At 33.1% G+C, this 22,900-nt stretch carries 16 protein-coding genes; 13 read left to right on the top strand and 3 right to left on the bottom strand.

Going from position 1 to position 22,900, the window contains the following annotated elements:
- Positions 1 to 64 precede the first annotated feature (64 nt).
- A complete protein-coding gene (locus tag AC2DZ0_RS12515; RefSeq protein ID WP_484642136.1) occupies positions 65 to 880 on the top strand; it encodes a hypothetical protein in 816 nt (271 codons plus the stop codon).
- 33 nt (positions 881 to 913) lie between these two features.
- On the opposite strand, the gene AC2DZ0_RS12520 is transcribed toward AC2DZ0_RS12515, so the two are convergent.
- Together AC2DZ0_RS12520 and AC2DZ0_RS12525 are read right to left on the bottom strand one after the other, a co-directional pair.
- On the bottom strand, positions 914 to 2,947 hold the full coding sequence (locus AC2DZ0_RS12520; RefSeq protein ID WP_484642137.1) for a DUF4954 family protein: 2,034 nt from the start codon (positions 2,945 to 2,947) through the stop codon (positions 914 to 916).
- Between the two features lie 114 nt (positions 2,948 to 3,061).
- Positions 3,062 to 3,949, bottom strand: coding sequence for a DUF302 domain-containing protein (locus tag AC2DZ0_RS12525; RefSeq protein ID WP_484642139.1), 888 nt, complete (start codon positions 3,947 to 3,949; stop codon positions 3,062 to 3,064).
- Positions 3,950 to 4,085: 136 nt separating this feature from the next.
- Between AC2DZ0_RS12525 and hemN the strand changes: the two genes are divergently transcribed.
- From hemN to AC2DZ0_RS12555, 6 genes are all read left to right on the top strand, one after another.
- Positions 4,086 to 5,450: an oxygen-independent coproporphyrinogen III oxidase gene (gene hemN, locus AC2DZ0_RS12530; RefSeq protein WP_484642140.1), complete on the top strand. Its 1,365-nt coding sequence runs from the start codon at positions 4,086 to 4,088 to the stop codon at positions 5,448 to 5,450.
- 64 nt (positions 5,451 to 5,514) lie between these two features.
- A complete protein-coding gene (locus AC2DZ0_RS12535; RefSeq protein WP_484642142.1) occupies positions 5,515 to 6,165 on the top strand; it encodes an outer membrane beta-barrel protein in 651 nt (216 codons plus the stop codon).
- Between the two features lie 268 nt (positions 6,166 to 6,433).
- On the top strand, positions 6,434 to 7,222 hold the full coding sequence (locus AC2DZ0_RS12540; RefSeq protein WP_484642143.1) for a hypothetical protein: 789 nt from the start codon (positions 6,434 to 6,436) through the stop codon (positions 7,220 to 7,222).
- 70 nt (positions 7,223 to 7,292) lie between these two features.
- Positions 7,293 to 9,332, top strand: coding sequence for a YgiQ family radical SAM protein (locus AC2DZ0_RS12545; protein WP_484642145.1), 2,040 nt, complete (start codon positions 7,293 to 7,295; stop codon positions 9,330 to 9,332).
- A 94-nt stretch (positions 9,333 to 9,426) separates the two neighbouring features.
- Positions 9,427 to 11,043 (top strand): mechanosensitive ion channel family protein, encoded by a 1,617-nt coding sequence (locus AC2DZ0_RS12550; RefSeq protein WP_484642146.1) that lies wholly within the window; start codon positions 9,427 to 9,429, stop codon positions 11,041 to 11,043.
- Positions 11,044 to 11,180: 137 nt separating this feature from the next.
- Positions 11,181 to 13,448 (top strand): sulfatase-like hydrolase/transferase, encoded by a 2,268-nt coding sequence (locus AC2DZ0_RS12555; protein WP_484642148.1) that lies wholly within the window; start codon positions 11,181 to 11,183, stop codon positions 13,446 to 13,448.
- A gap of 64 nt (positions 13,449 to 13,512) precedes the next feature.
- On the opposite strand, the gene AC2DZ0_RS12560 is transcribed toward AC2DZ0_RS12555, so the two are convergent.
- Complete coding sequence (locus AC2DZ0_RS12560) at positions 13,513 to 14,310, bottom strand: HAD family hydrolase (protein ID WP_484642149.1); 798 nt, start codon at positions 14,308 to 14,310, stop codon at positions 13,513 to 13,515.
- 475 nt (positions 14,311 to 14,785) lie between these two features.
- On the opposite strand from AC2DZ0_RS12560, the gene AC2DZ0_RS12565 reads away from it, so the two are divergent.
- From AC2DZ0_RS12565 to AC2DZ0_RS12590, 6 genes are all read left to right on the top strand, one after another.
- On the top strand, positions 14,786 to 15,388 hold the full coding sequence (locus AC2DZ0_RS12565) for a GNAT family N-acetyltransferase (protein ID WP_484490402.1): 603 nt from the start codon (positions 14,786 to 14,788) through the stop codon (positions 15,386 to 15,388).
- A gap of 47 nt (positions 15,389 to 15,435) precedes the next feature.
- Entirely contained in the window at positions 15,436 to 16,632 is a 1,197-nt protein-coding gene (locus tag AC2DZ0_RS12570; protein ID WP_484642150.1) for an argininosuccinate synthase, read from the top strand.
- 56 nt (positions 16,633 to 16,688) lie between these two features.
- Positions 16,689 to 17,666 (top strand): N-acetyl-gamma-glutamyl-phosphate reductase, encoded by a 978-nt coding sequence (argC, locus tag AC2DZ0_RS12575; protein ID WP_484642152.1) that lies wholly within the window; start codon positions 16,689 to 16,691, stop codon positions 17,664 to 17,666.
- Between the two features lie 79 nt (positions 17,667 to 17,745).
- On the top strand, positions 17,746 to 18,873 hold the full coding sequence (locus tag AC2DZ0_RS12580; RefSeq protein WP_484642153.1) for an aspartate aminotransferase family protein: 1,128 nt from the start codon (positions 17,746 to 17,748) through the stop codon (positions 18,871 to 18,873).
- A 214-nt stretch (positions 18,874 to 19,087) separates the two neighbouring features.
- The gene (locus tag AC2DZ0_RS12585; RefSeq protein WP_484642154.1) at positions 19,088 to 21,349 is read left to right on the top strand and encodes a beta-galactosidase; all 2,262 of its coding nucleotides are present in this window, start codon (positions 19,088 to 19,090) and stop codon (positions 21,347 to 21,349) included.
- Positions 21,350 to 21,358: 9 nt separating this feature from the next.
- Complete coding sequence (locus tag AC2DZ0_RS12590; protein WP_484642155.1) at positions 21,359 to 22,894, top strand: sialate O-acetylesterase; 1,536 nt, start codon at positions 21,359 to 21,361, stop codon at positions 22,892 to 22,894.
- Positions 22,895 to 22,900 lie beyond the last annotated feature (6 nt).

Here is a 22,900-nt window from a genome sequence, read left to right on the forward strand (position 1 = left end):
TATAAAAATGCTATGTTTTCAGAGAAAGAAATAATAGTGTTTGTTAACTTAAACCTATAATTATATGAAAATTTTTAAATCTATGTCAATATGGCTTTTTGCTGTATTGGTATTAGCTTCGTGTTCTGAGGATTCCGGAGAGGAGTTGGAGTCCATGACTTTTAGTGGAATTGAAGTGTCAAAAGAGATGACATTCATCGATGAAACAATTACGTTAACGATTGATGGATCTGGGTATTCAGAAATTGAACTTACGTCAAATAAACCTTCAAGTATCGAATTTGAACGTATTGCAAACGGAGTTTATGAAATTAGTTCTGATGCATCGGTAGTAGGAAAAGTGTATGTGGCTTTAAAAGATTCTAACGGAAATTATTCTGATGAAGTTCAAACTGTAAACGTTGGGTTTTTTGAACATGGAGTAAAGGATGGAAAAATTGTTGAGGGGATTAAAGTTGATGTAGACAAAAAAGAAAAAATTCTAAAGTTATTAGGTGAACCATCTTATACCTCTACGTCGGATGACAAACGATATGAATATTTAAGTTATCATTTGATAGGGCTTAGTCTATCGTTGAATCGAACTACAGAAGTTGTTAGTCATATTAACATCTTTAGTTCAAATTACTATACACCGACGGATAATGGTAATGTTTGGTTTAATGATTATCCTTATGATTTGCCATATGGGTGGAGGATAAATAGCTCAACTATGTCCAGCGTTATTGAAGAACTTGGTGAGCCAAACTTAAAAAGTAGTTCAGAAGGCTCAGAATTAAGATCTTACAGATTTGATAGCGTTAGTTCTTGGGTTCGTTTTTATAGCGATACCGAAGATGGTTATTTTGGAAAAGTAATCAAATCATGGATGATTTACTAATAAAAAAGGGACTACAAATTGTAGTCCCTTTTTTTATTCTAACTTTTGCAGTTGTTGTATAATATCATTGGATAATTTGGTTTTCTTATCAACATGATTCAGTATTTCTTGAACCGTTGCATTGCTTTTGAAATCACCTCTCACACTCGCAAAATCTTTTTCACGTTCTTTAAGGTTTCCGTCTACTCCAAAACCAACTTGCGTAGATAAAGAGAATTCTTTTTTTGCATCTTCATAAAGTAAATTGTCTAGTTCAACAACAGAATTGATCCATTGTTTAACAATGTCAATTACATTTTCTGGAGTGATCTTGTTTAATGATATATTAAAATGTTTTTCTAGAAGTGAGCTAGCCCAATTCCATTCATATTCATAATAGTTACTATGGATTTCCTCTAGCTTTTGTTGAGCTTTTTCCAGACTATCAATAGTTTTATTTTCAATATCATTTAGGAAACTGTCTAAGCTTTCAATAGGGCAAATCATACCACTAACATCTAGCCATTTCCCTTTTCCGATATCTGAGTTGGGTTGAAGAATAGAGATGAGTTCTTCTTTGTTTTGGATAGAGTTGTTTTGAATTCTACTAATGATTGAGTTTCCAAGAAATTTGTTAATGACAATGGTATAGATGTTAATGCCTTTTTTTAGAGAGCTTGCCTTTATTTTCATCCCAGCATAGCTGTACTCTTTAGCACCGTTTCCAGACAATCGTTCAAGGTCTTTTAATGTTTGTAGGCCTCCATCTATTTTATGAATGGTAAAGGGGCTAAGTAGATTAAAATTGATAATATCTGTTCTGTGGTTTGTGTCGCGATTGTCTCGCTTTGGCCATTTTTGAGCATCTCTAACAGTTCCAACACTTCTTAAATTGATTCCAGGTATTAGAATACTGTCGTTTTTTGATTCAATCAAATAGGAGAATGGTAGGTTTGATGAGTCCACATTTTTATAATGTCTTCCTGATACCAAAGTAAAAGCACCCACTTTTGAAGGCCATAAAATATATGAGTTACTGGTTGTTTTTGCACCTCTTTCTAGAATCCCTTGATGAATTGGCCCTAGTTTGTACATGTGGTTACTTTGGTTGGATCCACTACCTGCATTCATGAATGAAAACATTCCAGCAATAAGTAACGTAGATTTATGGTGTGTAACAGTATATGGTCCTGCAAATATAGAACATGCTTCTCCATTAAACCCTTGACTATTTGCGAAAAATAGGGAATGTTCTGCTGAGTAATGTTTGTCTAAAATACAACCTTGTCCCACAAAACAATTAGATACTATTGTAGCGTTGTCAATGGAGCTGTTACTTGAGATGATAAAATTCTCTGCCATTACTTCAGATCCTATATAAACAGGAGCATCTTGGTAAGAATTGATGCTTCCGTTTTTTAAACTAGCGACACCTTCAAGTTTTGCGTTTTCTCCAATATTGGTGTTTTTTATAGATTTACAGTTTAGAATTCGTACATTATCTTTTATGGTTCCAATGTTTGATTCAATAGCATTTGTGTAGTTATTGATCATTTCCTTTAAATTGGAAATTAAATCATCTCTGTGTCTATATAAAGCCAGGATATAAGCAATTTGTGCAGAAAGATTATCGTAAATAGGGATTTCTCGTCCACCCCCTTCGTTTATCGTTTCTACTATAGTTCCGTTACCAAAGGTAGAGGTACCATTCACGGCAATATGACCTACGTTTTCGATAATTACATTGTTTCCAATGATATAATTTGCAATATAGTTCTTTACATTTTTGATAAAAGGGTTGTCTCCAATATTGCAATTGTGTAAATGCGCATTGTATATACCATTATCTCTTACAACTCCGCCAAAAGAAGTGTTTTCTCCGCTAATTGCACCTAACTTAACGTTGCTGCTAAAAGTAACATGTTGAATTTTTGAAAGATCAGTTTTATCAGTAATCCAAACTGTTTCCCAACATTTAGAGGAGCAGCCTTGAGATTTAAGCTGCGTAATTTGTAATTCTGTTAAATTAAGGTATAAATGATTGTCAGTCATTTCTTTTTGAAGGTTATTCAAAGATAATGAGGTCATGTTGATTGGTTTGAGCTAATTCATTTGAATGGATATAACTCCATTCAGAGGATAAATTTACAATTTTATTATCACAATTACGGGAATGAATAACTAGGTTTTAATGCAGAGCTCTTATTGTTGCTTTTTGACCGCTTTTGTAAAGGTTGCCTTTAATCTATTATTTATTATTTTTTGTGGTTTTGTGGATGTGTTGTAGTATAACTCAGAAAAAGCTACGATGTCGTTATAAACGATACTGCAATTCTTTTGTGAGTCTTCGTAAACTAATAATTTTTGGCAAAAGGCATCTAAGCCAATTTTTGGTGTGGTAACCATGGCTTTACCTCCAGGCGCAGGTCCTCCAAATAGTAACAATTTAGTAGGCCTAATCTCGATATTTAAGTTTTTAGCTTCTTTTTGAAAATCAATAGCTCCAAACCACTGTGTGTCATTTTGCGACAATACAATGTTTTTTAAATTTTTCACCGTCGTTTCGAAGTTGTAATCAGATTTAATGCTAACTATTCCGAAATTTTTTGTAACGTTCTTAGTGACCGTATTTGAAATTAAATTAGTTGGTAGATTGGCTAGAATTTGATTCAAACCTTGATTGTAACTTTTTAATTGGCTTAAAGGAATATCATGTCGTTTAGAAATAAATTCAGCAGAGGTATAGGCAATATTTACACCGGTTGTGTCTTTTTCTGCATAGCAAAGAATTTTAAACGGAAGGTCTAAAGCAGTCAATTGATTTTTTTTGATCAGGGCTGTATTAATTTCTGGTGATGAAAATATGGTAGCTATGGAAGGAGGGGTATAGACCCCTTTGTCTTGCGCCATTTTATGATGGTCTAAATTTGCGATCAACGTGTATTTAGTGATGTTTTTATTTAATGTTTTTGAAATAGCACTAACTTTATTAGAAATGTATTTTTTTTCTTTTTGAGGTTGAGTGTTTTTGCATGATGCTAAAAAGATAAACAGACATACAAGGAAGAAATTTTTTATGAGTAAAGTCATAGCAGGGAATTTTAAAGTTTTTATTATAGACTCTTAAAAATAGTGATTTTTTCCATTGTGATATTGGAATAAAATGACATTTGTCATTATTGGTTTGTTCATTCCTGTTTAATTTTGCTTTCGTAAAATTAATTGTATGAATGAACTTTTAATCAGAAAATATAATATCCCAGGGCCTAGATATACAAGTTACCCAACAGTTCCATATTGGGATAAGGATGGGATTTCGATTAAAGATTGGAAAAGAACGGCTAAATTTTCATTTGATGAAACCAATAAAACAGAAGGAATAAGTTTGTATATACACCTTCCGTTTTGTGAAAGTTTGTGTACTTTTTGTGCGTGTCATAAAAGAATTACTAAAAGGCATGAGGTTGAAAATCCGTATATTGAAGTTTTGTTAAAAGAATGGCAATTGTATGTTGATTTATTTGAAGAGATTCCGGTTATAAGGGAATTGCATTTTGGTGGTGGTACTCCAACTTTTTTTAGTCCTGGAAATTTAAATAGACTTTTAACGGGGATATTTAGTTCAGCCAAAAGGCATGTGAATTATGAATATAGTTTTGAAGGACATCCTAATAACACCACACGGGAACATCTGCAAACATTGTATGATTTTGGTTTTACCAGAGTAAGTTTTGGAGTTCAAGATTACAATATTAAAGTACAAAAAGCTATTCATAGAATTCAACCGGCATCAAATGTTGAGAATGTCACGAAACTTGCTAGAGAAATTGGGTATACTTCAATAAGTCATGATTTGGTTTTTGGTTTGCCATTTCAAACTTTAGAAGATGTTTTGAATACCATCCGTAAAACCAATGAGTTCAGGCCAGATAGAATTGCTTTTTATAGTTATGCCCATGTGCCATGGGTCAAAGGCGTTGGGCAACGTGGTTTTGATGAAAATGATCTTCCTGATAATGAAGTGAAACGTTCACTGTATGAATCTGGTAAAAAGTTATTGGAAGATTGTGGTTATAAAGAAGTTGGAATGGATCATTTTGCGTTGACAACAGATTCTTTATTCACTTCTATGAAGACTGAGAAATTACATCGAAATTTTATGGGGTATTCTGCCCATAAAACACAGTTGATGGTTGGTTTAGGAATGTCTTCTATTGCGGATTCTTGGTATAGTTTTGCACAAAATGTAAAAACAGTTAAAGAATATCAAGAGTTAGTTGGTAAAGGAGAGTTTCCTGTTTTTAAGGGGCATTTGTTAAGTGGTGAAGATTTGATCATTCGAAAGCATATTTTAAATATTATGTGTCATTTTAAAACAACATGGGAGGACGAATCCATGCAGTTTCCAGAACTTTCTGAAGCATTAAAAAGATTAGAAGAGTTAGAAAAAGATGGTTTGGTTGAGGTTTCTGAAAATGGGCTAATAGTTCCTGAAAAAGCCCGTCCTTTTGTTCGGAATATTTGTATGGCTTTTGATTTACTGCTCCAAAGATCTTCAATGAGAAATAATTTATTTTCTAAGACGATTTGAAGTTTATATGTTATTTTTGGCGAATGAGAAATTGTTAACTCTCTTTGAAAAAGAAAATAATTATATGAAAAAAATGTTCGTTGCTTTTGTGCTTTTACTAGTACTCAAAGTTAATAGTCAACACGATGCTTTTGGAGTTAATTTAAATATTGGTGTTTCAAAAATAACTAATAGCATTTTAGATGATTATGGTACAGAGAATAATCTAGGATTGGCAGGAAGTATTGGTCTGTATTATGATCATTATTTTAATGAGCATTCTTTTTTAGAATTGAATCCATTATTTTCTTTATTGAGCTCGAATCAAGTTCATGGTGTTCATAGTGTTTTAGGTTATTTAACCAACGAAGAAAGAAAAATTCAAATGAGATCTTATTATTTATCTATTCCTCTAAAGTATGGTTATGAATATAATAGTTTTGTGTACTCGGGTGGAGTTTATGCTGGGTTGAATGTAAGTAGTTTTGTTACTGGGGATGATTATTTTAATCCAGGTGAAAAAAGCACTTTTGAGGTTCCTACATATGATCAAATTGATTATGGTGTTGTTCTAGCAATTGAAAAAATATTAAATAATGGGATGGTCTTAGGTTTGAATTATTCTCATGGATTGGCTAATATGTATGACAACGGTAGTTCAGATCAAGAATTTAAAATTAAAAACAGACAGTTAACCTTAGGAATAAAATATGAGTTTTATAGAGTGGTCCATTAACCATTACTATTGAAAGTATCAAACAGTTTTTTCCTTGCATAGGAATTGTCGTACCTTTGCAAAATGCAAGAATTACGTTTGTCAAGTTGGTTGCCAACAACCAATAAGGAGGTTAAGTTAAGAGGATGGTAAGAATTAGATGTAATTCTTTTTAGTGGAGATTCGTATGAATGGTATTAGATTTTTTTAAGATAATTTAAGTTGATTAAATTTATGGAGTATCAATTTTATTTTTAATCTCAATAGATAGATTCAAAATTAAAAAATTATGGATAAACCAATAGTAAATATTCTTTGGACAGGTGGATGGGATTCTACTTATAGAGTAATAGATCTTTCATTTAAAAGAGTTATCATTCAACCATATTACCTGAAAGACAATAGAGCTTCTGAAAAAATGGAATTATCTGTTGTCAGAAAATTATCAAATAAAATCAAATCGAGAAAATCTACACAAGCTACCCTACTTGATGTGATAATTATTGAGATTTCTGATAGAAAGCACAATGATGCATACTCTCAATCATACCATGCATTAGACCAGTATTGGAAAAATAGATCTGGTGGAAAAAGTATAGGTAGTCAGTACGAATGGCTGTCTATTTTTTCAATTGATGTCGTAGATTTAGAATTGGGAATAGAAAAAGGTAGTAAGGTAATCACAACTATAAACGAGTTTGGGAGCCTGGAAAAAGTGTCAGATTCTTTCAAAGGTGATTACTATAAGTTGAAAAAAGAAGATTCTTCAGTTGATTTACTCAATGTTTTTGGAGGTTATCATTTTCCATTGTTAGATTTATCTAAGAAAGCGATGGAAAAAAATGCTAAAAAACATAAGTTTTTAAAATTAATGAATCGAACATGGTTTTGTCATTCCCCTTTAAACGAAAAGCCATGTGGTCAGTGTAATCCATGCTTTCAAACAGCTGAAGCAGGTCTGAAAAATAGGTTTGATAAAGTAGCACTTAAAAGATATGAAGCTCGAAAACATAATAGACCTATTCAAAAAAGTTATCTTTCGAAATTAATAAAAAAAATAAAATCATTTTACCGGTAGCTTCATAATATAATTTTTCATTCATTAAAACAGTTTTTTCCTTGCATAGGAATTGTCGTACCTTTGCAAAATGCAAGAATTACGTTTGTCAAGTTGGTTGCCAACAACCAATAAGGAGGTTAAGTTAAGAGGATGGGAAGAATTAGATGTAATTCTTTTTAGTGGAGATGCTTATGTAGATCATCCTTCCTTTGGACCTGCTGTTATTGGACGTTTGTTGGAAAGTTATGGGTTGAAAGTAGCCATAGTTCCTCAGCCTTCTGTACATGACAATCTTCAGGATTTTACAAAATTAGGGAAACCGAGATTGTTTTTCGGTGTTACATCGGGAGTTATGGACTCTATGGTGAGTAACTATACCGCAAGTAAAAGACAACGAGATAAAGATGCCTATACACCTAATGGTGACAAAGGTTTTAGACCTGATTATGCAGCTACAGTATATAGTAAAATATTAAAAGATAAATTTCCTGATGTTCCTGTTTTAGTCGGTGGTATTGAAGCTTCTTTGCGTAGAGTTACTCATTATGATTATTGGACAGATAAATTAAAACCATCAATGTTGGTAGAGTCTGGTGCCGATATGCTGGTGTATGGAATGGGAGAACAGCCCTTAAAGGAAGTTGTTACTTTGATGCAGAAGGGTGTTCCGTTTGAATCTTTGACTACGGTAAAGCAAACTTCAATAGTTCGTCCTAAAAAAGCAGGTCTTCCAGTAAATAAGAATTGGAAGGATAAAATTCTTAGCTCACATGAGGCTTGTGTAAAGGACAAGAAAACTTTTGCGGCAAATTTTAAAACGATAGAACAAGAGTCGAATAAAACTTATGGGGCTCGAATATTACAAGATTATAAGGATAGTACCATTATTATCAATCCTCCTTACCCTACGATGATAGAAAAGGAAATTGATGCATCTTTTGATTTGCCTTATACTCGTTTGCCTCATCCAAAATATAACAAGCGTGGTCCTATTCCTGCGTTTGAAATGATCAAATTTTCAATCAATACACATCGTGGTTGTTTTGGTGGTTGTAGTTTTTGTACTATTTCTGCTCATCAAGGAAAATTTATTGCCAGTAGAAGTAAAGAATCTATTTTGAAAGAAGTAGACCATGTAGCGAACATGCCTGATTTTAAAGGGTATTTGTCTGATATTGGTGGACCGTCTGCGAATATGTATCAAATGAAAGGAAAGGTTCAAGAAATTTGTGACAAGTGTGTGGCTCCTTCTTGTATCAATCCTGTAATTTGTTCAAATTTAGATACATCGCATGCTGCAATGACTGATTTGTATCAGTCTGTTGATAAGCATCCTAAGGTGAAAAAATCTTTTATTGGTTCTGGAATTCGATATGATATGTTGGTTCCTGAATTTAATAAAAATGCCTGCCCAAAAGAATTGGAAGATTATACAGAGGAAGTTATAACAAATCACGTTTCTGGTAGGTTAAAGGTAGCTCCAGAACACACTTCTGATCCTGTTTTGAAATTGATGAGAAAACCATCATTTTCAAATTTTCACCAGTTTAAAAAACTATTCGATAAAATCAATCTTCGTAAAAAATTAAATTTACAGTTGATTCCTTATTTTATATCAAGTCATCCTGCGAGTGAGCTAGAAGATATGGCAAATTTAGCAGCGGAAACCAAAGATATGGGGTTCAAATTAGAGCAGGTACAAGGTTTTACACCTACACCTATGACAGTTGCTACTGTGATATACTATAGTGGTTATCATCCTTATACCTTGGAGAAGATGAAAACTCCAAAAACAAAAAAAGAAAAAGATGAGCAACATCGTTTCTTCTTTTGGTATAAAAAAGAAAATCAAGATTGGATTCGAAAAACTTTAACGAACGTTGGACGTAAAGATTTGGCGGATCGTTTGCTTCCGGATAACCCAAAGTTTCATAAAAACAAAAAGAATTTTAAGGTTAAAAATACCTTTGATGATGCAGTGGATACTCCAAAAGGAAAAAGGCGTGGAAGCAAAGGCAAAAGAAATCAGGGTAAACAAGAATTTGTTAGTGTTCTAGGAAAAGGAAAGAAAGGGAATGCTTCTGAGAGACCTAATTCCAAAAAAAGGAAACCTAAAAAAAGAAGGTAAGTTTATTTATCGTGTCGTTTTTTCTAGTGTGCTTTTGAACTTTTAGAGTTTAGGCGTAATTTTATATTATAGAACTTATTTATATTTACGTTGTATGAGAAAAATTATAATATTATTATTTGTTTCTATTTCGTGTTTTGCTCAAAAGAGTGAAGTTCAACCAGATTTATCAAGTCCAAGAACAACAATCTATACCCATCTTTATTTTTTACAAGAAAGTAGTTTTGATAAATCTAAGGCAGCAAAAACTATATATGGTTTGCAAGGTGCCGCAGCAGAGGACTGTGCGGTTAAAATAAAACAGATTTTAGATGGTAAAGGTCTAAGAGTTGATATTAATATTTTACCATCGAATCCTAATTATTTAGATACTTTGAATGGTTTTGATTACAAGAGTAAATATGTTCTTTTTCCAAATCAAATGCCGCAGGTATATGTAGAAAAAATAAATGACCATTGGTATTATAGTGTAGAGACGATTGCTCATGTTGATGATTTGTATAGACAAGTGTATCCATTAGGAACAGAGCTTTTAAAAACATCAATACCCAAAGTGGGGCATAATGTGTTTTTTGGATTTGAACTGTGGCAATACCTAGGTGTTGTGGTAATGTTGGTTCTTTGCTTTGTGTTATTTTTTGTTTTCAATAAAATTGTATTCTCACTTTTAAAAATTATTGAAAAATCGCTTGTTAGATTTTCACATAGTAGTTTAAATGAGTCTTTGCAAAAGTTATCAAGACCTGTTGCGTTGTTGTTAGTTTTTTATGTATGTGAATCCTATGTTCCGGTGTTTCAATTTTCATTAGATATCAATTCTTTTGTATTGAATGGAATTCATATTGCTCAAACTGTTTTTTGGATTTATGTATTTCTACAATTTGTAAATGTGGTGATGGATATTTACAGTTCTTATGCCTTGAAAACGGAAAGTAAGTTGGATGATCAATTAGCTCCTATTTTACGAAGGATATCAAGAGGTGTGGTGATCATAGTTGGTATTCTAAAAATGTTGACCATTTTTGGGGTAGATCCTACTACCGTTATTGCAGGTGCTTCTATCGGAGGATTGGCCGTGGCATTGGCATCTCAAGATACTGTAAAGAATTTGATAGGTACGTTTATGATTTTTTTAGACAAACCATTTCAAATTGGAGATTGGATTGAAGGTGGAGGTGTTGAAGGTACTGTAGAAGAAGTTGGTTTTAGGTCTAGTAGGATCCGTGCAGCCGATACTTCTATTTTTACAATTCCTAATAGTAAACTCTCTGAGATTGTGATTAATAATAAAGGGCTTAGGTTGTATAGGAGGTATAATACCACTTTAGGTATTCGATATGATACACCTCCAGAATTAATAGAAATTTTTGTTAGAGGAGTGCGCGAGATTATTGATAAACATCCGGATACTCGGTCAGATTCGTTTAATGTTGAGTTCGTTGGTTTTGGAGATTCTGCTTTACAAATATTGTTGAATGTTTATTTTAAAAGTCCAGGATGGGCAATTGAGCAATCTTCTAAACATATGCTACATATGGCTCTTGTAAAGTTTGCCAATGAAATTGGTGTTGGTTTTGCTTTTCCTTCTCAGACAGTTATGATCGAGGAGTTTCCTGAAAAAAAATCTGTAAATTTAGAGTATAGGGTAGATAATGATAAGGCAGACGCTATTTTGAAGGAGATTTTAAAAGATTTTCCAGCTTCAGAATAGTTGTTTTTTATATTAAAAAAAGCCCCAAAGTCTTTTGATTTTGGGGCTTTTGACGTTTATGAAACTATATTAGATGTTCATTGAACCTCAAATAGAGTAATGCATATTACTTTTGAACGAACCAATTTATGAATACCATGATATTTAAATTTAAACTTTTATTAGTAGTTCTTCTAAGTAGTCCATTTTTGTCCTTTGCGCAAGTTACTACGAGTACTTCTCCTAATATTATTTTTATTTTAATAGATGATTTAGGGTATATGGATACTGCTGTATACGGTTCTACGTTTTATGAAACTCCTAATATAGATCAATTGGCTTCAGATGGTATTCGTTTTACGCATGGTTATGAGGCAGCTCCTAGGTGTGCGGCTTCCAGAACCTCTATCATGACGGGGAAATTTGAGGCTAGACCCTCAGTTTCTTCAGGTATGTATTTGCCTAGTGATAATCATGAAAAAGGCTATGCTGAAACTACTTGGGCACAGGCCTTGAAAGATCAAGGCTATAAAACATTTTTTATTGGAAAATGGCATTTAGGACATGATGCTAGTCATTATCCTGATAAATTTGGTTTTGATATTAATATTGCAGGGTGTGATTTAGGTTCTCCACCAAGTTATTGGTACCCTTATACTGATGGAGATGATGTATTGCCGGATTTATCTACCGGTGGTGCCGAGGGTGAATATTTGACGGACCGAATTACGCAAGAAGTGGAAGAGTTTATAGATGACCATGTGTTGAATTCTCCAACAGTACCATTTGTTACTATGATTTCACATTATGCCGTGCATACCCCTTTAGAGGCAAAAGCCGCTGATGAAAGTTATTTTCAAACAAAAGCTGATAATCAAAATTATACAGGTCCAGAAACTGAAAATCAATTGACGGCACAAGCTAAATTAAACCAAGACAATGCAGCTTATGCAGCCATGATAAAAAGTATGGACGAAAGTGTTGCAGCGATTCGACAAAATTTGATTGATAATGAAATAGAGGATAATACAATTATTGTTTTTACTTCAGATAATGGAGGGTTGTCAACTACAGAAATTGGTGGGACAAGGGAGTTGTCTACTTCTAGCAAACCTTTACGAGGAGGAAAAACTTGGTTGTATGAAGGTGGAGTTCGATTGCCTTTGATTATTTATGGACCTGATTATCGTTCTGGAGTTGTAGAAGATACCCCTGTAGTAGGGACAGATTTTTTTCCTACTTTTTTAGAAATGGCTGGAGTACCATTGTTGCCAAGTCAACATTTAGACGGTGAGAGTTTTCAAGATATATTATTGACAAATGCGAATGGAGGTGATGCAAATTGGGCTCGAAATAAATCGATTGTTTGGAATTTTGACTATTCTAGTACAGGGACGGCAAATGTAAGTATGGCAGCAATAAGAAGTGGAAATTATAAATTAATTGAACATAAATATGACAATCGTTTTGAGTTGTTTGATGTGGTCAATGATATTGGTGAGAATACTGATTTGAGTACCACAAATACAACAACGTTAAATGCATTAAAAGATTCCTTATACAGTTTTAGATCTGAAGCAGGAATTACACACAGGGTTACAAATTCAAGTTTTAAAACTACAAATACCTATTTGTATGAAAATATGAACACAGAAACAGGATCTGGTATTGTAGAAGACTTTGGATGTGCTGCACCTTCTGCATCGGATAAAATTATTTTTAATGCAGGATTTGAATGCTGGTATGACTTGGATTGGACTTTGCTAGTGGATGCATCTCAAGCGGCGATATTTTCTGATTCAGAATCTGCTTCTAATACCGGAGATTCAGGGGCTCAAATTGTTGTTACGACGGGTGGCTCTCTTGGAAAAGTAAAATTAATTAACACCCCGAATTACAATAATTTTAATGGAGCAACCGTAACAGTAGGAGCGTATATTAAATCACCAGATGCTGCTCGATTTAAGTTTCAGATAAAAGTAAGTTATACAGATGATACTTCAGAAACCTTTATTTCTTCTACTAAATATACAGGTACCAATGAATATGATTTGTATTCAGATGAATTTTTGATACCCGAAAAAGATACGGAATCTATAGAAGTTCGTTTGCAGTGCGGCCAAACTGTTGGAACAATTTTAATTGATGATTGGTATAGTAAAGCAGAAGGAGGAAGTTTGAGTGTCCCTTTGATAGAAGAGGATTTAGTAATTGTAAGTCCTAATCCTACCCGAAATTTTATTCATTTTAAAGGACCATTAATTACGCAAGAGGTTTTGTTAATTGATAGTACAGGAAAGTTATTAAAAAAGAAATTAGGAGATGTGGAGTCTTTGGATGTACAAGATCTCTCTATAGGTGTATATTATTTAAAAATATTCTTTGAGAATAATACATATACAACAAAACGATTTATAAAACATTAATCGTCTTTATTTAGGTTTATTTAGTTTCGTAAGTGCCGAAGTATTATACTTCGGCATTTATGTTTTATTTGATAAGGTTTTCAAGGATAAAGTCTACTCCTCTTTCATCATTGCTAAGGGTTTCATAATTTGCAATTTCTTTAACGTTCGGATGGGCGTTTTTCATGGCGTAACTAAAGTCAGCTTTTTCAAGCATTTTTAAATCATTATTGTAATCACCAAAGGCCATCGTTTCTGCTTGAGAAATATGTAACGATTTTTGAAGTTGTGTCAAAGCATTTCCCTTGTTGGCTTCTAAATTAGATATATCTAACCAATTTTTTCCTGAAACAATTACCTGCATTTCATCTGCAAGATGTGCTACTTTTGGTAGAATATGGGTTTCAGAACAATCAGGATGGTAAAAAGCAACCTTAAAAAAGGTATCCTCCTTTACTTCTCTTAAGTCGTCTACCAATTGATAATTAGAATAAAACTGACTAAAAGTTTCTGCAAATTCTTTATTGGATTTTTCTATGTAGGCATATTTTTTTCCGCAAAGAACAATACCAAGTCCGTCAATGTTTTTTACAAATTCTATGGTTTTAAGTAATTTTTCAATAGGCAATTCAAAGGTGAATAATTCTTTCTCATCTTGTTTTGCAAAAGCTCCATTTTCTGCAATAACGGTTATGTCTTTTTTGATGGACGTAAATTTGCTAATGATACTGTGGTATTGTCTTCCACTAGCAGCTGCGAAATGAATGTTCTTTTCTTTTAGCTTTTTATGGATTTCAAAAAAACGATCACTTACCTCATGATTTGAGTTCAGTAATGTTCCATCCATATCAGTTACCACTAATTTTACTTTAGAAAAATCCATAATTTTTATTTTTTGTAAAAGTACAGCTCTTAACTGACCTAATTCACTATTGAAGGGTTAATAAAAAGCAAAATATTATACGGTAATTTGTGAATTGGTTGTTAGAAAATAGAAATATTGTATCTTTGCCTCAGATGAAAAAAGAAGTAACATATATTTTAAACTTTAGGACACGCTTGACAAGGCGCTGTCGCTGTATGCGCTTGGCATAATGAGACCATTTTAGAAATGGAAATTAGGTTCTAAACCTAAAATTAAAGTTTTATTTATATTTTTTTTATCAAATTCAAAATGCAATTCATTTTACGTTTTTTTAACAACAAATTTCAGAGTATCTTTGCGCTGCTTTTAGCACGCTTGTATTCTTTAGGTTTTCGACGCCCATTGGGGCGTTAATTGATTAGAAGATAGGTGAGTCCATCTTTTTGGAATAAAGAATATGTGTTAGAAATAATTATAAGACAAGGAGTTTAGAGTGAAAATTGTAACAACAAATAGTTCCCACAACAAGTATGCAGAGATAATTTGCGATACCATAGCTGATTCTGCAAAGGTTAGAGGTACCGGTATTGCCAAAAGATCTCCTGAATATATTGTTAAGAAAATTGAGAGTGGAAATGCAGTAATAGCTCTTGAAGGAGAGAAATTTGCAGGATTTTGTTATATAGAAACTTGGAGTAATAAAAAGTACGTTGTGCATTCCGGTTTGATAGTACATCCAGATTTTAGAAATCTTGGTTTGGCTAAAAAAATCAAAAAGAAGGTGTTTGATCATTCTAAAAAAATGTATCCTGATGCTAAAATTTTTGGGATTACAACAGGTTTGGCAGTAATGAAAATCAACGCTGAATTAGGTTATAAACCGGTTACTTTTTCTGAGTTAACGGATGATGAAGCATTTTGGAATGGTTGTAAAGCTTGTAGGAATTATGATATTTTGACAAGAAACGATCGAAAAATGTGTCTGTGTACTGGAATGTTGCACGATCCAAAAGCAGAACAATCTCAAAAAGAGGTAAAAAATAAAGTTTGGACTCGTTTAAAGAAGATCAAACAAGCCTTGTTTTTAAAAAAATAAATAAAAAAATGTTTTCATCTTAGGATGTAAAACGCAAAGAATATATCATGGATAAAGTAGTTTTAGCATACAGTGGAGGATTGGATACATCATATTGTGTGAAGTATTTAATCAACGAATTGAATTTAGAGGTACACGGTATTTTGGTGAATACTGGTGGTTTTAGCGAAGAAGAGTTGGAAGTTGTAGAAAAGAAAGCCTATGATATGGGAGTAACTTCTCACACCAATAAAAATATTTTAGAAGATTACTACGCAAAAGCGATTAAATACATGGTGTATGGTAATGTGTTGAAAAACAATACTTATCCTTTGTCTGTAAGTGCTGAACGTGTTTTTCAATCTATTGAGGTTGTGAAATATGCGAAAAGCATTGGTGCAAAATATATCGCTCATGGTAGTACAGGAGCAGGAAATGATCAAGTTCGTTTTGATATGATTTTTCAAACAATTGCACCTGAAATAGAAATTTTAACTCCAATCCGTGATTTAAAATTATCTCGTCAAGTAGAAATTGATTACTTGGTGAAACACGGAGTAGATATGAACTGGGAGAAATCTAAATATTCTATCAATAAAGGTATATGGGGTACTTCTGTAGGTGGAGTTGAAACTTTAAAATCTAAGGAAGCGTTGCCAGAATCGGCATATCCAAGCCAGCTGAAAAGAAATGATGAAGAGGGGGTTACTTTAACCTTTGAAAAAGGACAATTTGTTGGCTTTAACGGAGTAAAGGATACAGCTGTAAATAATATTTTAAAATTAGAGGCTATTGCTTCTGAGTTTGCAATTGGTAGAGATACACATGTTGGAGATACCATTGTGGGTATTAAAGGACGTGTAGGTTTTGAAGCTGCAGCAGCTACTGTAATTATCAAAGCTCACCATTTGTTAGAGAAACATACCTTGTCTAAGGCACAACAGTTAACAAAAGAGCCTTTGGCAAATACGTATGGAACCTATTTTCACGATGGTCAATATTTAGAGCCTTTGATGCGTAATATTGAGAAATTCTTAGAAGATTCTCAGAAAACAGTTACTGGTGATGTGTTTGTAACATTACGTCCATACCATTTTATGGTAACAGGTATTGATTCTGAGTTTGATTTAATGTCTTCAGGATTTGCGGATTATGGTGAAGAAAATAATGCTTGGAGCTCTGATGATGCAAAAGGATTTATTAAAATTTACGGAATGCAAAACAAGATTTTCTATCACGTAAATAAAGATTTATTAGACGCATAAATTAAGAACCCTGAGCTTGTCGAAGGGTTTTTCTATAATTGTCAAAAACGAAAAAAATGATAAAAGCAGGAATAGTTGGAGGAGCTGGTTATACAGCTGGTGAGTTGATTAGATTGATAAATAATCACTCCAAAGTTACATTAGATTTTGTTTACAGTACTTCAAACGCTGGTAACAAATTGTATGCGGTACATGCTGATTTGCTAGGTGATACAGAGCAAAGTTTTACAGATACTATCAATGCTGATGTAGATGTGTTGTTTTTGTGTTTGGGGCATGGTAACTCTACTGCTTTCTTGCAAAATAATACGTTTTCTGATGCAACAAGAATCATTGATTTATCTAATGATTTTCGTTTGAATGCAGACGCTAATTTTGAAGGAAAAGATTTTGTATACGGTTTGCCTGAAGTAAGTAAGGAGGAAATTAAAAAAGCAAATTATATTGCGAATCCTGGTTGTTTTGCGACTTGTATTCAATTTGGATTGTTGCCTTTAGCAGCAGCTAAAAAATTAGGAAATGATATTCATATCAATGCTACTACAGGAGCAACAGGAGCTGGGGTTTCTCCTTCTGCGACATCTCATTTTCCTTGGAGAGATAATAATTTCTCAGTATACAAGCCTTTTACACATCAGCATTTAGGTGAAATAGGTGAAACATTAGAGGCTTTGCAAGGAGCAAAAACTGGTGAGCTATTGTTTATTCCGAATCGCGGTAACTTTAGTCGTGGAATTTTTGCTTCTATTTATACAAAATTTGAGGGTACTTTAGAAGAAGCGAAAGCATTGTACACTGAGTTTTATAAGGATGCACCTTTTGTACATATAACGGATGTACCAGTAAGTATGAAGCAAGTTGTAAACACGAATAAATGTGCTCTTTCTTTGATCAAGCATGGTGATAATATTTTAATCTATTCCGCAATTGATAATCTTTTAAAAGGAGCTTCTGGACAGGCAATTCAAAATATGAACTTGATTTTTGGATACGAAGAAACGGAAGGATTGAACTTGAAAGGAACAGCGTTTTAATAGTATCAAGTACAAAGTATCGAGTATCAAGATTTTGAGATACCTGATACCTGATACCTGATACCAAATACTAAAAAAAATGAAATTATTTGATGTATACCCATTATACGATGTAACTCCTGTAAAAGCAGAAGGTTGCTATGTTTGGGATGATAAAAACGAAAAATATTTAGATTTATACGGAGGGCATGGTGTAATCTCTATTGGTCATACCAATCCTCATTATAAAGGAATGATCGAAAAGCAATTGAGCAATATTGCTTTTTATTCGAACGCAATTCAAAACCCATTGCAACAAGAATTATCCAATAAATTAGGAGAGTTGTCTGGTTGTGGTGAGGAGTATGAATTGTTTTTGTGTTCTACAGGAGCTGAAGCAAATGAAAATGCTATAAAAGTAGCTTCTTTTTACAACAAAAAATCTAGAGTAATTGCTTTTCAAAATGGGTTCCATGGTAGAACATCTGCTGCGGTATCTGTAACGGATAATAAAAAAATTATTGCTCCAGTAAATGCTCATAATCCCGTAACAATTTTGCCGTTAAACGATATTGAAGCGGTAAAGAATGAGATTGAAAAAGGAGATGTAACGGCTGTTATTGTAGAGCCTATTCAAGGAGTTGGTGGGTTAGATGAGCCAACAACAGCGTTTTTAAAAGCGGTTAGAAAAGTAACTGAAGAAAATAATGTTTGCTTGATTTTAGACGAAGTTCAATCTGGTTACGGAAGATCAGGTAAATTTTTCGCACACCAATTACATGATGTAAAAGCAGATATTATTCCTATGGCAAAAGGAATGGGGAATGGTTTCCCTATTGGTGGAGTATTGATTTCAAAACATATTGAATCTTGGTATGGAATGCTCGGGACTACTTTTGGAGGTTCTCATTTAGCATGTGCAGCTGGGATTGCAGTTTTAGATGTGATTAAAAAAGACAACCTTATAGAGAATGTAAAAGAAATCAATACATATTTCAAAGAACAAGTAAAATCATTAAAAGGCGTAAAGCAAGTCAAAGGTCAAGGATTGATGTTAGGTCTAGAATTTGATTTTGAAGTAGGTGAATTGCGCAAAAAATTAATTTACGACGAAAAGATATTTACAGGAGGAGCAATGAATAAAAATTTATTGAGAATATTACCACCTTTAAATGTTACAAAACAAGATATTGATGTTTTTATAAGTGCTTTGAAAAAATTACTTTAAATCTAATCAACGATAGAACTAAGCCTCATTCAATTTATGAATGAGGCTTTTTTGTTTCATAGGGCCATGTTTTAGAATAAATATACGCAGCTATAAAAAAGATGAACGGAGAGCAACAAAATTACTCCTGAAATTTTTGTTCTTCGTAGGTAACATAATTACTAAATTTTAACCTATGAAATTCCCAACACTTTTTTTGAAGCCATTACTATTTATGATAACACTATTAGTCAGTGTTTCAATATTTGGTCAAGATCTTGAAAAAGAAGCTAGGCAAGAAATTAAATCTCTAGAAAAATTAATTAAAAAAGCTCAGAAAAAAAATATTGATGTCCTTAAAGAAAAAACAACGATTCGAACTGCAGAGATATTTTTGGAATTTGCTAATTGGGATGAAAAGAACACTGATATAAATGAAGATGCATTTCAAAAGGTTACATCTTATAAAAAAGATGCTCATAAAATGAGTTTGGAATTGCCAGATTTTGAGAGGCAAGATGTCTTATTGATGCTTAAAGAAGCTAATTCTTATTTAAAATTACTTTTAAAGAAAGAAGTGTTTAGAAAAGATAGTCCAAAAGTTGATTGGAAAAAAGCAAAAGTAGAAGAAGATCAAATAACCTATAACGGGAGACCTGTTTTTTTAGCGGATTATACATGGAAACCTAAAACTAAAAAATTAACCGAATATCATGGAGATCAAGATGGGTTTTTTCTTACACCTTCTTACGTGGTTAACGAAAAAGGTGATTTTTCTCCTCGAAAAAAAACAGAATTAGAAAGCAAAGGAGAGGGATCTTTAGGATTTATTTTTATGAATCATAAAGGGGTGCCAAAATGGGCAGAACAGAAATATGGTCCTGGTTTTAAAATGCGAGAAGATACTTATACTACCTACGATATTGATAATCCTGGTGCACGTGTGTTGCAAGAAAAATTACTTGCTGCAGTGGTTCCTTATACGGCAGGTAAGCAATTTTCAGGATTGGGGTATATGTTGTGTAATGAGCCTCATTTTTATACACAGAATGATAAGAAAAAGGGAAAGTTGCCATGGGCCTCTGGAGGTGTGTCTAACTATACAATTGATAAATTTAAAGTATGGTTACATAAAAAGCATGAGTCCATAGATTCTTTGAATTCAGTTTGGGGAACAAATTTTAAAAGTTTTGATTCAGTTCAAATTGAGATTCCTATTGATATCAGCAATAGAGGATCTGCTATGTGGTATGATTGGTCTGTGTTTAATATGAACAGAGTTACAGAGTGGTATAAATTTTTGAAAGAAGAAATTCAAAAGTATGATGCAGAGGCAAAGGTGCATTTAAAAATAATGCCAAATTTATGGACTGAAAATCAAAGAGTTCATGGAATTGATTTGGAGGCCTTAACGGATTTAAGTGGTATCATAGGAAATGATTCTGGAGCTGAACACAAAAGAATTTGGCAAAAGAAACCTCATGAATGGGAGGCTCATTATAGTTTTGGATGGAGAGAATTGTGTATGGGGTACGATTTTATGAAATCCGTAAGTCCAAATAAAATCAACTTTAATTCAGAATTACATTATTTGTCGACTAACAGATCTAGAGATTTATATCAAGATCCAACATATGCTAGAGCAACTTTTTGGTTAGCACACACCTATGGAATGACCGCAAGTCAGATTTGGTACTGGCCTAGGAAAGAAGATGGATCTTTGAATACTAAGAAAGATTTGAAAGGGTATGCGGGTTCTAATAATCAGCAGCCTCGTGTTACGAATGAGGTGGCCATGACTTTGATTGACTTGAATGCTTATGGTGAGGAAATTATGGCGATGCAACGTCAGAGAAAACCGATTCGTTTGTTTTATTCTAAAACTTCTGCAATAAATAAAACGCATCATATGGATGATTTGTTTGAGTTATATGAGTCTTTACATTTTGAAGGGACATCTTTAGGTTTTGCAACAGAGAATATATTAAAAACTCAAAATTTTTCTAATTGGGATGTAGTAATGGTTTATGACACCGAGTTTGCTACCTCAGATGAGGTACATGCGCTACAAAATTATCTAAATAAAGGTGGTGTTGTATTTATTGATGCAAAGAGTTTGAAAAAGGATGAATATGGGAATTCTTTACCTAAATTAAAAAAGAGTAACGGACAATTGTTAGAGCTAGATACTCTAGAGTCATTTAAAAAAGAAGGGATTCAATTACTTGAAAATTTTGGTTCTTTGTCTGGTTTAAAAGTTACAGAGACGAATTCTGTAGGTACAAAAACCTGCATTTGGAAAGTTGTTAAAAATTCAAAAGGGAATCAAGTCCTATCTGTTGTCAATGTTGGGAAGGCCGACGCTACTTTAAACATTACTTCCAAAAATGATGGGGAATTGGTTTGTATGGATTTATTGAAAGGTGTAGAGGTGTCATCTAATCCAGTTTTAAAACCGAATGAAGTGTATTTTGTTGAGGTGGTTTTAAGAGATTAATAATTGACTATGAAATATAAATTCCTTCAAGTTATAGCTGTTTGCTTATATCTAAACATCACCAATGCTCAAATTTTTGAAAAGGACGTTCAAGTTGTTTTGTTAGCGGGGCAGTCTAATATGGCGGGAGGTGGAAATTATGATAACCTTAGTCCTTTAAATCGTCAAAGAATAGAAAATGTACAAGATAGGGTTTCAGTGATTTTTAATGGTTCGAAACCTTATCCTTTGTCTTATTACAATAATAAACCTGGTAAAAAGTACAATTTTACAAAACGATTCGGACCAGAGTTGTTTATTGGTGTAACCTTGGCGGAAAAATATCCTGACAAGAATTTTTTGTTGATCAAACGTTCTCAAGGAGGAACTTCTTTATATGGCGCATGGAACCCTAAATGGAGTTCGGAGAAATCGAAGGAAGTTGAAAAAGGAGATTACAAACAAAACTTGAAGTTGTATCAATTGCATATCTCGGATATTCTTGAAGGAATTCAACAGTTAGAAAAAGATAATAAAAGCTATCAAATCATTGGTTTTGGCTGGATGCAAGGTGAAAATGATGCAGCCTATGAAGTTTCTGCCAAGAGCTACAGAAAAAATCTTAAAAATTTAAAGGCAAGTTACCAACGCGATTTAAAACTGAATGAATTGCCTGTTGTTTATGGTCAAATTAATTCACGATATGGTGATTTTGATGGAGGACCCGAAATGGTTCGAAATGCCATAATGAAAACTGCAAATTCGGATTATTGTGCGGATTTTATTGCAACTAAAAATGATATTCCATGGAGTGATTACCCGAAACATTCTGATAATGTACATTATAATGCAGAGGGACAACTTCGTTTAGGAACTGTTTTTGGTGAAAAACTAATCTCATTAAATAAAAAAATATCAGCAAAAGAATTTAAAAATATAACAGAACTCGTTCCTGGAGTTGTTTTGAAATTCAGAGCAGCAGGAGATATGAATATGATATATCATGTCTATATTCCAAAACAGTTATCGGTTAAAAACAAAAAGTATCCTTTAATTATTTCTTTTAGTCCTGCGGGTGAAGGAAAGAAAATTCTTGAAAAGATGAAATTGGGAGCGGAAGAAAATGAGGTTATTTTGGTGGGCTGCGATAAGTTGAAAAATGGCATGTTAGATCAAGAATTAGAGCGACAAATGGAAGATGAAGTATTGGCGTCTATTCTTAAAAATATTCCACATGATGGAACTCAAGTGTTTTTATCTGGATTTTCGGGAGGAGCCATGCGTTCGTATCAATTGACTACTAGAATCGATCAAAATATAAAAGGTATTATTGCTTTTGGAGGTTGGCTTGGAGGTAATGAATATCAAAATAAGAATTACCAAAAGAGTTTAAAAGTTGCTATGGTAAATGGCAATAGTGATAAAGGAGCTAATAAATGGAAAGAGATAGATGCTAAAACTTTAAAGAAACAAAAAGCTGAGATTAAGTTTTTTGAGTTTGAAGGTGGGCATCAAATGGCACCTGAAAAGTTAACTTCTGCAGTTATGAATTGGATTTTAAAATAAAAGTTG

It is taken from the genome of Flavicella sp. IMCC45668, from assembly GCF_057219105.1.

Bases quoted from the DNA above. Each gene is read 5' to 3' on its own strand.
- AC2DZ0_RS12590 (WP_484642155.1), top strand. From the start codon at position 21,359: ATGAAATATAAATTCCTTCAAGTTATAGCTGTTTGCTTATATCTAAAC.
- AC2DZ0_RS12585 (WP_484642154.1), top strand. From the start codon at position 19,088: ATGATAACACTATTAGTCAGTGTTTCAATATTTGGTCAAGATCTTGAA.
- AC2DZ0_RS12520 (WP_484642137.1), bottom strand. From the start codon at position 2,947: ATGACCTCATTATCTTTGAATAACCTTCAAAAAGAAATGACTGACAAT.
- AC2DZ0_RS12525 (WP_484642139.1), bottom strand. From the start codon at position 3,949: ATGACTTTACTCATAAAAAATTTCTTCCTTGTATGTCTGTTTATCTTT.
- AC2DZ0_RS12515 (WP_484642136.1), top strand. From the start codon at position 65: ATGAAAATTTTTAAATCTATGTCAATATGGCTTTTTGCTGTATTGGTA.
- AC2DZ0_RS12555 (WP_484642148.1), top strand. From the start codon at position 11,181: ATGATATTTAAATTTAAACTTTTATTAGTAGTTCTTCTAAGTAGTCCA.
- hemN (WP_484642140.1), top strand. From the start codon at position 4,086: ATGAATGAACTTTTAATCAGAAAATATAATATCCCAGGGCCTAGATAT.
- AC2DZ0_RS12545 (WP_484642145.1), top strand. From the start codon at position 7,293: ATGCAAGAATTACGTTTGTCAAGTTGGTTGCCAACAACCAATAAGGAG.
- AC2DZ0_RS12560 (WP_484642149.1), bottom strand. From the start codon at position 14,310: ATGGATTTTTCTAAAGTAAAATTAGTGGTAACTGATATGGATGGAACA.
- argC (WP_484642152.1), top strand. From the start codon at position 16,689: ATGATAAAAGCAGGAATAGTTGGAGGAGCTGGTTATACAGCTGGTGAG.
- AC2DZ0_RS12550 (WP_484642146.1), top strand. From the start codon at position 9,427: ATGAGAAAAATTATAATATTATTATTTGTTTCTATTTCGTGTTTTGCT.
- AC2DZ0_RS12580 (WP_484642153.1), top strand. From the start codon at position 17,746: ATGAAATTATTTGATGTATACCCATTATACGATGTAACTCCTGTAAAA.
- AC2DZ0_RS12570 (WP_484642150.1), top strand. From the start codon at position 15,436: ATGGATAAAGTAGTTTTAGCATACAGTGGAGGATTGGATACATCATAT.
- AC2DZ0_RS12540 (WP_484642143.1), top strand. From the start codon at position 6,434: ATGGATAAACCAATAGTAAATATTCTTTGGACAGGTGGATGGGATTCT.
- AC2DZ0_RS12535 (WP_484642142.1), top strand. From the start codon at position 5,515: ATGAAAAAAATGTTCGTTGCTTTTGTGCTTTTACTAGTACTCAAAGTT.